The sequence below is a fragment of the Parabacteroides sp. ZJ-118 genome, from assembly GCF_011038785.1.
Classification (GTDB): Bacteria; Bacteroidota; Bacteroidia; order Bacteroidales; family Tannerellaceae; genus Parabacteroides.
In genome coordinates, this window is the sequence record NZ_JAAKDT010000012.1 from 37,546 (window position 1) to 50,856 (window position 13,311).

Annotated in this window: 8 protein-coding genes; 6 read left to right on the plus strand and 2 right to left on the minus strand. The window is 50.9% G+C overall.

Annotation, left to right across the window (positions count from 1 at the left end; genetic code table 11):
- Window positions 1-21 precede the first annotated feature (21 nt).
- Complete coding sequence (locus G7Y39_RS05235; protein ID WP_165155757.1) at window positions 22-969, minus strand: nitronate monooxygenase family protein; 948 nt, start codon at window positions 967-969, stop codon at window positions 22-24.
- 324 nt (window positions 970-1,293) lie between these two features.
- On the opposite strand from G7Y39_RS05235, the gene G7Y39_RS05240 reads away from it, so the two are divergent.
- Together G7Y39_RS05240 and G7Y39_RS05245 are read left to right on the plus strand one after the other, a co-directional pair.
- The gene (locus G7Y39_RS05240; protein WP_165155759.1) at window positions 1,294-3,414 is read left to right on the plus strand and encodes a M3 family metallopeptidase; all 2,121 of its coding nucleotides are present in this window, start codon (window positions 1,294-1,296) and stop codon (window positions 3,412-3,414) included.
- A 47-nt stretch (window positions 3,415-3,461) separates the two neighbouring features.
- Window positions 3,462-5,621 carry a M3 family metallopeptidase gene (locus tag G7Y39_RS05245; RefSeq protein WP_165155761.1) on the plus strand — a complete coding sequence of 720 codons (2,160 nt, stop codon included), beginning with the start codon at window positions 3,462-3,464 and terminating at the stop codon, window positions 5,619-5,621.
- A gap of 71 nt (window positions 5,622-5,692) precedes the next feature.
- On the opposite strand, the gene G7Y39_RS05250 is transcribed toward G7Y39_RS05245, so the two are convergent.
- Window positions 5,693-5,905 (minus strand): hypothetical protein, encoded by a 213-nt coding sequence (locus G7Y39_RS05250; RefSeq protein ID WP_165155763.1) that lies wholly within the window; start codon window positions 5,903-5,905, stop codon window positions 5,693-5,695.
- Window positions 5,906-6,256: 351 nt separating this feature from the next.
- Here G7Y39_RS05250 and G7Y39_RS05255 point away from each other — a divergent pair, with 351 nt between their 5' ends.
- The 4 genes from G7Y39_RS05255 (at window position 6,257) to G7Y39_RS05270 (ending at window position 13,293) form a co-directional block, all read left to right on the plus strand.
- On the plus strand, window positions 6,257-8,143 hold the full coding sequence (locus G7Y39_RS05255; RefSeq protein ID WP_165155765.1) for an amidophosphoribosyltransferase: 1,887 nt from the start codon (window positions 6,257-6,259) through the stop codon (window positions 8,141-8,143).
- Window positions 8,140-9,321 (plus strand): glutamine-hydrolyzing carbamoyl-phosphate synthase small subunit, encoded by a 1,182-nt coding sequence (carA, locus tag G7Y39_RS05260; protein ID WP_165155767.1) that lies wholly within the window; start codon window positions 8,140-8,142, stop codon window positions 9,319-9,321. Before G7Y39_RS05255 ends, carA begins: the two co-directional genes overlap by 4 nt.
- 48 nt (window positions 9,322-9,369) lie before the next feature.
- A complete protein-coding gene (carB, locus tag G7Y39_RS05265; protein WP_165155769.1) occupies window positions 9,370-12,639 on the plus strand; it encodes a carbamoyl-phosphate synthase (glutamine-hydrolyzing) large subunit in 3,270 nt (1,089 codons plus the stop codon).
- A gap of 72 nt (window positions 12,640-12,711) precedes the next feature.
- On the plus strand, window positions 12,712-13,293 hold the full coding sequence (locus tag G7Y39_RS05270; RefSeq protein WP_165155771.1) for a Crp/Fnr family transcriptional regulator: 582 nt from the start codon (window positions 12,712-12,714) through the stop codon (window positions 13,291-13,293).
- The last annotated feature ends 18 nt before the right edge of the window (window positions 13,294-13,311 follow it).

The window sequence follows — 13,311 nt, forward strand, 5'->3', positions numbered from 1 at the left end:
AGGGAACACAGTTGTGTTTCCTCACAAACACAACTGTGTTTTTATCTTCTCTAGGGATAGCTTAAAGTCCCGGATCAATTCTTTCATCACCTCTTCTACGGTTAATTCCTCCCGGAATAAAGACGCTACCTGTCCGATCTCTAGCTCACCTTCCCTTAGGTCGCCCTCAAAGATCCCTTTCTTGGCACGTCCTTTGCCCAATAACTCACGTAATTCTTCCACGGAGGCTCCCCGGGCTTCCGCTTCTTCCACAGCCGTGGCGAAATCTCCTTTTACCAGACGGGTAGGGGACAGTTTCTTTAATAATAACTTCGTGTCGCCTTCCATAAGGTTCAAGCAGAGTTCCTTGAAATTCTCGTGTGCCGAGCTTTCTTGGGTCAGGGCGAAACGAGTACCTATCTGTACGCCGTCGGCTCCTAGTGCGAGTGCTGCTAGCATCGCTTGACCGTTTCCGATACCTCCTGCCGCCAAAAGAGGGAGAGAGGTCGCTTTCCGGACAGCGGGAATCAGGCACATCGTGGTTGTTTCCTCCCGTCCGTTGTGTCCGCCGGCCTCGAAGCCTTCGGCAACGATGGCGTCCACGCCGGCCTCCTCGCATTTCGTGGCGAATTTAGAGCTGCTTACCACGTGAACGACCGTCATACCCTGATCCTTCAAATACGTTGTCCATGTTTTCGGGTTGCCGGCGGAGGTAAATACGATCTTCACCTTCTCCTCTACCAATATCCGCATCAAGGTATCGATTTCCGGGTACATCAGCGGGACATTCACGCCAAAAGGCTTGTCGGTCGCCGCCTCGCATTTACGGATATGCTCCTGGAGCACTTCCGGATGCATGGAGCCTGCCCCGATCAATCCTAATCCACCGGCGTTACTAACCGCTGAGGCCAACCGCCAACCACTACACCAAACCATCCCTCCCTGTACGATGGGATACCGAATGCCCAAAAGATTACAAATTCGATTCATATTATTTCTTGTGTTAATCTCGCTAAAGTTAGTGAACTATTTTTATTGGAACAACAATTTCCTTGTCGAAGTTGCCCTGAATAGGCATATAAGTTTAAAATAGAAGCGATGATCTTCACGATGAGACCCTGTCTGCCCATTCCGTATTTCCGGATGATGACGCGTCTAATAACGGTTCCCGGAGGGAAGATCTCCCTCTGGGGATCTGTTTTTGTATGAATTATGAGAATCTTTTTCCCGATTTTAAATAATAACCATTTGAAATAGAATTGTAACGCAAAACTTCGTTATCTTTGCCCGTTGTAATTCTAATATAACAATGGCATGAATAAAACGCTTATGGCCGCAGGTTTAGCGGTTATTTTGGAAGCCTGTTCCTCCTCAAAGAAAAGCGATGTGGCGGAAAGCGTCACACCCAATCCGTTTTTTACGGAGTATACGACACCGTTCGGGGTGCCTCCGTTTGACCAAATAGAGGTGGCTCATTACAAGCCGGCTCTTTTGAAAGGCATGGAAGAGCAGTCGAAGGAGATCGAGGCGATCGTAACCAATCCGGATGCGCCGACATTCGAGAATACGATCGTGGCCTTAGATCAAAGTGGCGAGTTGCTTACTAAAGTAATGTATGCTTTCAGTGGCCAATCCAGTGTGAATACCACAGACGAGATCCAAGAACTCGAACGTGAGCTTTACCCTCTACTATCCAAGCATTCGGATGATATCAGCTTAAATCCCAGGCTTTTCGCCCGAGTGAGATCCGTATATGAGAATCAAGCGAGCTTCCATCTGGATAAGGAACAGAAGAAGCTGTTGGAAGAAACCTATAAAAGCTTTGTCCGGGGAGGATCCAATCTGCCGGAGGATAAGCAGGCGAAGTTGCGTGAGCTGAACGAGAAAATATCCATGCTCCAACTTGCTTTCGCACAGAATACCCTGAAAGAGACCAACGCTTTCCAATTAGTGATCGATCATAAAGAGGACTTGTCCGGCCTGCCGGAGGACGTGATTGTCAAGGCGGCACAAACGGCCAAAGAGAATGGTCTGGAAGGTAAGTGGGTGTTTACCCTTCATAATCCGAGCGTGATGCCTTTCCTTCAATACGCCGATAAGCGTGATTTGCGTGAGAAGATCTTCAAGGCATATACGAATCGGGGCAACAATAACAATGAGAATGATAATAAAGAGGTCGTTAAGCAGTTGGTTACCGCTCGTCTGGAGAAAGCCCGATTAATGGGATATGAGGATTATGCCGCTTTCATATTGGAAGAGAATATGGCGAAGAGCGAGAAGAACGTCTACGACTTGCTCGATAAGATCTGGCCATCCGCCTTGGCGAAAGCGAAAGAGGAATTGGCCGATATCAACGCCGAGATCAAGAAGGAAGGCGGTAATTTCGAGGCCGAGGGTTGGGACTGGCGTTATTATTTCGAGAAAGCCAAGAAAGCGAAATATAACTTGGATGAGAACGAGATGCGCCCTTATTTTGAGTTGGGACATGTACGTGAGGGTATCTTCCATGTAGCCAATAAATTATACGGTATCACGTTTACCGAGATCAAGGATATCCCGAAACCGGATCCCGACGCTCTCGCTTTCGAGTGCAAGGATAAAGAGGGTACGCATCTGGGCGTGCTGTATATGGATTTCTTTACCCGTCCGGGCAAAGGAGGTGGCGCATGGTGCGGCGGTTATCGCTCACAAGCGTATAAGGAGGGGAAACGAGTGGCCCCCGTGGTTACTACCGTATTTAATTTCAGTAAACCGGCGGATGGACAACCGGCGCTTTTGACGGCTGACGAGACCGAGACCGTATTCCATGAGTTCGGTCATGCCTTGCACAGTTTATTCTGCGACGTTCATTATTATGGCGTTTCCGACGTGCCTCGTGATTTCGTGGAGCTACCCTCGCAAGTCGATGAGCATTGGGCCGTAGAGCCGGAGGTGTTGAAAGTATACGCTAAGCATTACCAGACCGGTGAGGTTATACCGCAAGCCCTTGTAGACAAGATGATCAAGAGTGGGAAGTATGGGCAGGGCTTCGCTACGACCGAGTATCTGGCCGCCTCTTATCTGGATATGGATTACCATGTGTTGAAAGAGATCCCAGCCGATTTGGATGTCGAGAAGTTTGAGGCGAAGGTCCTGGGCGATCGGGGTCTGATCCTTCAGATACCGTCTCGCTACCGCTCCACTTATTTCGGACATACGATGGAAGGCGGGTATACCGCTGGTTATTATAGCTATATCTGGGCGGAAGTGTTGGATTGCGACGCTTTCCAAGCTTATAAGGAGACGGGCGATATCTTCAACCCGGAGGTTGCCTCTAAATTCCGTAAATACATACTGACCCCGGGCGGCATCGACGACGCTATGGATATGTACGTGAATTTCCGCGGTAAACAGCCTAGCATCGATCCGTTGTTGGAGAACAGAGGACTAAAATGATCATGATCAGAATAATTCATAACTCATAAATCAAAAAATCAGTAAAGATGAAACAATTAATTATGGCAGCAGGATTTGCTGTTATGCTTACCGCCTGCGGTACTTCCGAAAAGAAGACCGTGGAGGAGGAGAACCCGTTCTTCGCGGAATATACGACCCCGTTTGGTGTTCCTCCTTTTGATCAAATCAAGTTCGAGCACTACAAACCGGCTCTATTGCAAGGTATGGAAGAGGGACGTAAGGAGATCGAGGCGATCGTGAATAACCCGGAGGAGCCGACATTCGAGAATACGATTGTCGCATTGGATGAGCAGGGTGCGTTGCTTCGGAAGGTCCAGATCGTTTTCGGTGGACAGAATAGCGTGAATACGAATGATGAGATGCAGGCGTTAAGCCGTGAGATGTCGCCGCTATTGTCAAAATATGGCGATGATATCAACTTGAATCCGAAATTATTCGCTCGTGTGAAGGCTGTATACGATCGGAAGGATGCGTTGGGCCTCGATAAGGAGCAAATGAAGTTGTTGGAGGAGACTTATAAGGACTTCGTTCGGGGTGGCGCTAATCTTTCCGCTGAGGATCAAGCGAAATTGCGAGAGTTGAATAGCAAGATCTCTATGTTACAGCTTACGTTCGGACAGAATATGCTGAAAGAGACGAACGCTTTCAAATTGGTGATCGACAAGCGGGAGGATCTTTCCGGCCTGCCCGAGACCTTGATCGCTAACGCCGCTCAAGCGGCCCAAGATGCCGGAATGGAAGGCAAATGGGTATTTACCTTACAAAACCCGAGCGTAATGCCGTTCTTGCAATATTCCGATAAACGTGAGTTGCGTGAGAAAATTTTCAACGCTTATATCAACCGTGGTAACAACAATAATGAGAACGATAACAAGGAAGTGGTTCGTGATTTGGTCGCCGCTCGTTTGGCGAAAGCGAAGTTGATGGGCTATGACGATTACGCTTCTTTCGTGTTGGAGGATCGTATGGCGAAAAGCTCGGATAAGGTTTATCGATTGCTAGACGAGGTTTGGAAGCCTGCTTTGGCGAAAGCGAAAGAGGAATTGGCCGATATCAACGCCGAGATCAAGAAAGAAGGCGGCAATTTCGAGGCCGAGGGATGGGATTGGCGTTATTATTTCGAGAAAGCGAAGAAGGCCAAATTCAATTTGGACGAGAACGAGGTCCGTCCTTACTTGAAGTTGGACAATGTACGTGAGGGAGCTTTCTATGTAGCTAATAAATTATACGGTATCACGTTCACCCCGATCCATAATATCCCGTTGCCTTATCCGGAAGCGCAGGCTTTTGAGTGCAAAGATAAGGATGGCTCTCATTTAGGCGTTATTTATTTCGACTTCTTCCCTCGTGCCAGCAAGCGTGGTGGCGCATGGTGTGGTTCTTATCGTCCGCAGGATTATAAGGATGGCAAGCGTGTGGCCCCGGTCGTAACGATCGCTTGTAACTTTAGCCAGCCGGCTCCGGGACAACCCGCGTTGTTGAGTGCCGATGAGGCAAATACATTGTTCCATGAGTTCGGTCATGGTTTGCATAACTTGTTCCGTGACGTGCGTTACTCAGGAGTTTCCGGCGTTCCCCGTGATTTCGTGGAGTTGCCTTCACAGGTTATGGAGCATTGGGTCTTCGAGCCGGAAGTGTTGAAGGTGTACGCTAAGCATTACCAGACTGGCGAGGTGATCCCAGCCGAGTTGATCGAGAAACTGGATAAGAGCGGTAAGTACGGGCAGGGCTTCGCTACGACGGAGTATCTGGCGGCTTCTTATCTGGATATGGATTTCCATGCCGTCAGTGGTGACGCGGCGGATAAGAAAGTGATCAAGTTCGTTGACCAGACGAATAATGTTCCGGCCGACTTGAACGTGATGGATTTCGAGCAACAGACGCTAGGCCGTCGCGGTTTGCTGAAACAAATCCCCTCCCGTTACCGTACGACTTACTTCAACCATACGATGGGTGGCGGCTACACCGCCGGCTATTATAGCTACATCTGGGCCGAGGTATTGGATTGCGACGCTTTCGAGGCATTCAAGGAAACCGGTGACATCTTCAACCAAGAATGTGCCGATAAATTCCGTAAATATATCCTGACCCCGGGCGGTATCGACGACGCTATGGATATGTACAAGAACTTCCGAGGCAAAGAACCGGGCACGGATCCGTTGCTGAAGAATAGAGGGCTGAAATAATATTCTGTCATTTTGTTTATCGGGAGAGATCCGTTACCCTTTTGTAAGGGCGAACCGATAAAAGGAAGTGATCATAGCTGAAACTCGGTACGGAGAAGCATACGATCGAGGGGTGGAAGATTGATGAATGAGTTGCTTCGTAAACGTATCGAGAGGGCGGGAATCTCTGTTTGATACGGAGTTGGCCTTTTGGATACGTCGAGTCGCTCGGCGAGCTGTGAGAGCCGGACGATATCCGCCTGGGATAGGGAGGCTAAGTCACTGGAATCCGTCTCGTGTTCCATTGACTTAGCGCCGTGTCTCAATGGTTTTCCGGTCGGGTTTCAGTGAAAAAAAAACGGGAGAGGCAGGGCGCAAAAAATGGTGATTGTGGCTTGCACGGGTCTTACCAGAGACTTTATAGAAAAGTTGTGAGGGTGAGTTATCACCGAACAAGGGAATCTCTTTGAACGGGATGTCCTTATTATGGATTGAAAACAAAGCCCTCCCTTTTGCTTATAAAATGAAAGCTTTGTTAACCAAACGTCCGATAAAAACATTTTTCCCGTGAAAGTGTCAATTATTTTATGCTTGTTTGAACAATATGTTAGGGATTGTCTGTATCTTCGCGGCAAAGTCAAAAAGTTGATTCGACAATGGAAGTATTGAAGCACGAGTGTGGTGTCGCCATGGTCCGGTTACTGAAGCCTTTGGAGTATTATCACGAGAAGTACGGTAGTTGGATGTATGGACTGAACAAGCTCTATTTGCTGATGGAAAAGCAGCATAACAGGGGGCAGGAAGGAGCGGGCTTAGCCTGCGTGAAGTTAGAGGCAAATGCCGGAGAGGAATATATGTTCCGTGAACGGGCCGTCGGGACCGGAGCTATCACCGAGATATTTGCCGCGGTTCACGGACACTACGAGGATTTAACCCCCGAACAACTCAACGATCCACTATTCGCCAAAGCCCACCTACCTTTCGCCGGAGAGCTTTATATGGGGCATCTCCGTTACAGTACCACCGGGAAATCCGGGATCTCTTATATCCATCCCTTTTTACGACGCAATAACTGGCGCGCGAAGAACCTTGCCGTTTGCGGAAATTTCAACCTGACAAATGTCCATGAGGTATTCGAGGAGATCACGGCGATCGGCCAGCATCCCCGGAAATATTCCGATACCTATATCATGCTGGAGCAGCTGGGACATCGACTGGACAGGGAAGTGGAGCGCCTGTACCAAAAGTGTGAGGCGGAAGGATTGAGAGGGATGGATATCACGCATGCCATCGAGGATCAAATGGATTTGTCGAACGTGCTGAAACGCTGTGCCCCGGGCTGGGATGGAGGTTTCGTGATTTGCGGTATCACCGGTAGTGGCGAGTCGTTCGGCGTGCGAGACCCGTGGGGAATCCGTCCGGCCTTCTATTACGCGGATGATGAGATTATCGTGTTGGCTTCCGAGCGTCCGGTTATACAAACCGTGATGAACGTGCAGGTAGCGGATATCCGGGAGTTGAATCGGGGAGAGGCGATACTCGTCAACAAGAAAGGCGAGTGGTATACCTCCCAGATCGTGGAGCCGAAGGAGAACAAGGCTTGTTCCTTCGAGCGTATCTACTTCTCGCGCGGTAGCGACGTAGATATCTACAGGGAAAGGAAGCGTTTGGGTGATAATCTCGTGCATCCGATCTTGAAAGCGGTGGATTACGACTTGAATCATACCGTCTTCTCTTTTATCCCGAATACGGCCGAGGTCGCTTATTTCGGAATGCAGGAGGGATTGAACAACTATTTGAACAAACTGAAAAAAGAATGGATCGCCGACCGCGGTCACCCGCTCAGGGAAGAGGAACTGGAACAAATCCTTTCCATACGAATCCGCTCGGAGAAGGTAGCTATAAAAGATATAAAATTACGTACGTTTATCGCTGAGGGCAATAGCCGCAATGATTTGGCGGCGCACGTATATGATATCACTTACGGAAGTATCGAACCTTTTATCGATAATCTGGTCGTGATAGATGACAGCATCGTGCGGGGTACGACCTTACGCCAGAGCATTATCGGCATCTTGGATCGCTTGCATCCGAAGAAAATCGTGATCGTAAGTTCTTCTCCACAGGTACGTTACCCGGATTATTATGGTATCGATATGTCCCGGATGGACGAGTTTATCGCTTTTAAGGCCGTGGTGGCCCTGTTGCGTGACCGGGGAATGGAATACGTGATCTTGGACGCTTATCAGAAGGCGAAGCGGCAACAAACAGCGGCGGATGGTCCGTTGGTGAATTACGTAAAGGAGATATACGCTCCATTTACGGCGGAGGAGATATCCGTTAAGATGGTGGAGTTGCTTACACCGGCCGGGACACGGGCGAAAGTAGAGATCGTCTACCAGACCTTGGAGGGCTTGCATGCCTCTTGTCCGGAGCATCCGGGTGACTGGTATTTCTCCGGTGATTACCCGACGCCGGGCGGGACTCGGTTGGTGAACGAGGCTTTTATCCACTATATGGAAGAAGAATATTTAGTGAAATGACACAACATACAGATTCTATGCAGATAAACAAGACAGCAACTTTGAGGTTAGACGACGGTACCGTCTTTCAGGGCCACTCTTTCGGCTATGAGAGACCGGTGGCCGGCGAGGTCGTGTTCAATACCGCTATGACCGGATATCCGGAGAGCTTGACGGATCCTTCGTATGCGGGTCAGTTGATGGTGTTGACTTATCCGCTCGTTGGCAACTACGGTGTCCCGCCTCGTACGTTCGGGCCGAATGGGATCGCCACGTTTATGGAGAGCGAGAAGATCCACGCCGAGGCGATTATCGTCAGCGATTACAGCCATGAGTATAGCCACTGGAACGCTGAGTGCAGCTTGGGCGACTGGCTGAAGGAGGAGAAGATCCCGGGCATATACGGTATCGATACGCGTGCGTTGACGAAGAAATTGCGCGAGCATGGCGTGATGATGGGACGCGTCGTTATCGGTGATGCCGATAACGAGATTGAAGATAAAGAATTGAAAATGGAGAATTATGAGAATGTGAACTACGTGGATCGGGTATCGTGCAAAGAGATTATTTGTTACCTGCCTGATGGTACGAGCCAGACCTGTTCTTTATCAGAAGCTCCTAACTCTCGATTCTCGATTCTCGATTCTCAATTCCGAAAGAGCGTCGTGCTTTTGGACTGCGGCGTGAAGCATAACATCATCCGTTGCCTGTTGAGGCGTAACGTGGCGGTGATCCGTGTGCCTTGGGACTACGACTTCAATCGACTGGAATACGATGGCTTGTTTATCAGCAACGGCCCGGGCGATCCGGATACCTGCGATGCCGCTGTCCGGAATATCCGTAAGGCGCTGTCCGGAAATAAGCCGATTTGTGGTATTTGCATGGGTAACCAGTTGTTAGCGAAAGCCGGCGGGGCTTCTATCTATAAATTGAAGTACGGTCATCGCAGTCATAACCAGCCGGTACGCATGGTGGGCACGCAGAAATGCTTCATCACCTCGCAGAACCACGGTTACGCCGTGGATAACGATACGCTGGGCGAGGAATGGGAACCGTTGTTTGTCAATATGAATGACGGGACGAACGAGGGTATCAAGCATAAGACGAAGCCTTTCTTCTCCTCTCAGTTCCATCCCGAGGCTTGTGGAGGGCCGCTGGATACGGAGTTCATATTTGATAAATTCGCGGAATTGTTGTAGCCGGGGATTTACGCTTACCCTAAAAGAGAACATCAAAAAAGCAAAGCCATGAAAGAAGATATAAAGAAAGTCCTGATACTCGGTTCCGGAGCCTTGAAGATAGGTGAGGCGGGCGAGTTCGATTATTCAGGTAGCCAAGCCCTGAAGGCGATTAAGGAAGAGGGGATCCAAACGGTATTGATCAATCCGAATATCGCTACGGTACAGACCTCGGAAGGAGTCGCGGACACGGTTTATTTTCTGCCCGTTACTCCTTTTTTTGTGGAGAAGGTGATCGAGAAGGAACGTCCGGAAGGTATCCTGCTCGCTTTCGGGGGGCAGACGGCGTTGAATTGTGGCGTGGTCCTTTATCAAAGCGGTGTGTTGGAGAAGTATGGCGTGAAGGTATTGGGCACCCCGGTGCAGGCTATCATGGATACCGAGGATCGGGAGTTGTTCGTGCGCAAGCTGGATGAGATCGACGTGAAGACGATCAAGAGCGAGGCCGTGGAGAGTGCCGCTGACGCTCGTCGTGCAGCCGCCGAGCTGGGGTATCCGGTTATCGTCCGCGCCGCTTATGCGCTGGGGGGCTTGGGTTCCGGTTTCTGCGACAATGAGGAAGAGTTAGACGTGTTGGTAGAGAAGGCTTTCTCTTTCTCTCCGCAAATATTGGTGGAGAAAAGCTTGAAGGGCTGGAAAGAGGTGGAGTACGAGGTGGTGCGCGACCGCTTCGACAACTGCATCACGGTATGTAATATGGAGAATTTCGACCCGCTGGGGATCCATACGGGAGAGTCTATCGTGATTGCCCCCTCGCAGACCTTGAGCAATACGGATTATCATAAATTACGTGAGTTGGCGATCCGTATCATTCGCCATATCGGTATCGTGGGTGAGTGTAACGTGCAGTACGCCTACGATCCAGAGAGTGAGGATTACCGGGTGATCGAGGTGAACGCCCGCTTGAGCCGTTCTTCGGCCTTGGCCTCTAAAGCGACCGGTTATCCCTTGGCTTTCGTGGCCGCTAAATTGGGCTTGGGCTACGGGTTGTTCGACTTGAGAAATTCCGTGACGAAAACGACTAGCGCTTTCTTTGAGCCGGCTCTCGATTATGTGGTATGTAAGATCCCTCGCTGGGACTTGGGCAAGTTCCACGGCGTGGCTCGCGAGTTGGGTTCCAGCATGAAGTCGGTTGGCGAGGTGATGGCGATCGGACGCACCTTCGAGGAGGTCATCCAGAAGGGTTTGCGTATGATCGGGCAGGGTATGCACGGTTTCGTGGAGAATAAGGAGCTGGTGATCGAAGATATCGATAAGGCGTTGCACGAGCCGACCGACCTCCGTATCTTCGTTATCTCGAAGGCATTCCGTGCCGGTTATACGGTAGACCAGATTCATGAGCTTACCAAGATAGACCGGTGGTTCCTGCAAAAGCTCTACGGAATCATGTGCATTTCCAAGGAGCTGCACAAATTGACAATGGACAATGGACAATTGACAATGAAAGAGGAGTATCGTACCTCCAATAATTGTCCATTGTCGATTGTCCATTGTCAATTGCTTCGCACCGCGAAGCAGCTGGGTTTCTCAGATCTCCAGATCGCCCGCGCGATCGGTCTCGAGGGGGATGCGGAGAAGGGTATGATGTTGGTTCGCCAGTTCCGTAAGGAGCATGGCATTCTTCCGGTGGTGAAACAGATCGACACCTTGGCCGCCGAGTATCCGGCGCGGACGAATTACCTGTACCTGACGTATAGCGGTACGGAAAACGACGTGACCTACTTGGGCGATCATCGCTCGATCGTCGTGCTGGGTTCCGGCGCTTACCGCATCGGCAGCTCGGTAGAGTTCGACTGGTGTGGCGTGCAGGCCCTGCAAACGATCCGCAAGGAGGGTTACCGCTCGGTGATGATCAACTATAATCCCGAGACGGTGTCGACCGACTATGATATGTGCGACCGCCTTTATTTCGACGAGCTTACCTTCGAGCGTGTGATGGATATCCTTGAGCTGGAGAACCCCTACGGCGTGATCGTCTCCACCGGCGGCCAGATCCCGAATAACTTGGCGATGCGTTTGGACGAGCAGCGCGTGAATATTCTGGGGACATCCGCCAAGAGCATCGATAATGCCGAGGATCGCGAGAAGTTCTCCGCCATGTTGGACCGTATCGGCGTGGATCAACCCCGCTGGAAGGAGCTTTCTTCCATGGAGGATATCAATGGCTTCGTGGCAGAGGTAGGCTTCCCCGTGTTGGTCCGCCCGAGTTACGTGCTGAGTGGCGCCGCCATGAATGTCTGCTCGAACCAAGAGGAGTTGGAACGTTTCTTGCGATTGGCCGCCAACGTCAGCCAGAAGCATCCGGTGGTGGTAAGCCAGTTCATTGAGCATGCGAAAGAGGTGGAGATGGACGCCGTGGCCGATCATGGCGAGATCGTGATGTATGCCATCAGCGAGCATATCGAGTTTGCCGGGGTTCATTCCGGCGACGCCACGATCCAGTTCCCCGCGCAGAAGCTGTATGTCGAGACCGTCCGCCGGATCAAGCGTATCAGCAAGCGGATCGCGAAGGAGTTGAACATCTCCGGCCCGTTCAATATCCAATACCTGGCGAAGGGCAATGAGATCAAGGTGATCGAGTGTAACCTTCGCGCCAGCCGTTCTTTCCCGTTCGTGAGCAAGGTGCTGAAGATAAACTTTATCGAGCTGGCTACCCGTGTCATGTTGGGTTTGCCTGTCGAGAAGCCGAACAAGAATGAGTTCGACCTGGATTACGTGGGCATCAAGGCCTCCCAGTTCTCGTTCAATCGCTTGCAGAAGGCCGATCCGGTATTGGGGGTCGACATGGCTTCCACGGGCGAGGTGGGCTGTCTGGGCGACGATGTATCCGAGGCGGTGCTGACGAGTATGCTCGCCGTCGGGCAACGGGTCCCGGAGAAGAATATCCTTCTGTCTACCGGTGCGCCGAAGCAGAAGGTAGCCATGCTGGATGCCGCCAAGATGTTGGCGGCGAAAGGCTACGATCTATTCGCCACGGGAGGCACGCACCGTTTCCTGGAGGAGAATGGTATCCGGAGTACGAAGGTGTACTGGCCGAGCGAGCAGGGAGAACCACAGGCGCTAAAGATGCTTCATGAGAAGCGGATCGATATGGTCGTGAATATCCCTCGCGACCTTTCCGCCGGAGAGCTCGACAACGGCTATAAGATCCGCCGCGCCGCTATCGACTTGAATATCCCGTTGATCACGAATGCCCGTCTGGCGAGCGCTTTCATCCAAGCCTTCTGTACCCTGGGCGTGGATGATATCTGCGTCAAGAGCTGGCAAGCCTATAAATAAACGGGGTTTTGATGAAAATCGAGTGGTATTTATTTCGTAAGTTCGCGAAAACAAACAAAAACAACCACTAATATGGATACAGCGATATTTATAGCTCGCAGGATCGCGGCGCAATCGATTCTGCTCCGCGAGGAAGCCGTCGAGAAGCTGGCCTCGATCTTAATCCGTACAGAATTGAAAAAAGGCGACCTGTTTTTGAGCGAGGGAGAGGTTTGTACGCAACTCGGCTATGTTTATAGGGGAATGGTTCGCCAGTTTTACTTCAAGAACAAGAAAGAGCTGACCGAGCATTTCGCCAGAGAGGACCACATCTTCATCTGCATCGAGAGTTTCTTGCGCCAGCGTCCCGCCAATTTGTTGGTGGAGGCCTTGGAGAACACGGTACTGTATGGCATTCCTCATGATCCCTTGCTGGCGCTGTGCGCCGAGGATTACGAGATCGAGGTCATGTATCGCCGCCTGTTGGAGAACTCGCTGATCCTGTCTCAGCGGAAGGCGGACTCCTTTCGTTTCGAGACCGCCAACGAACGTTACGCCCGCCTATTGAAGGGACACCCGGAGATCGTGCGGCGCGCCCCCTTGTCTCATATCGCCTCTTATTTGCTGATGACTCCCGAGACGTTGAGCCGGGTCCGGGCGAATTTGCAGTCATGACAGCCCGCGGAGACGAGG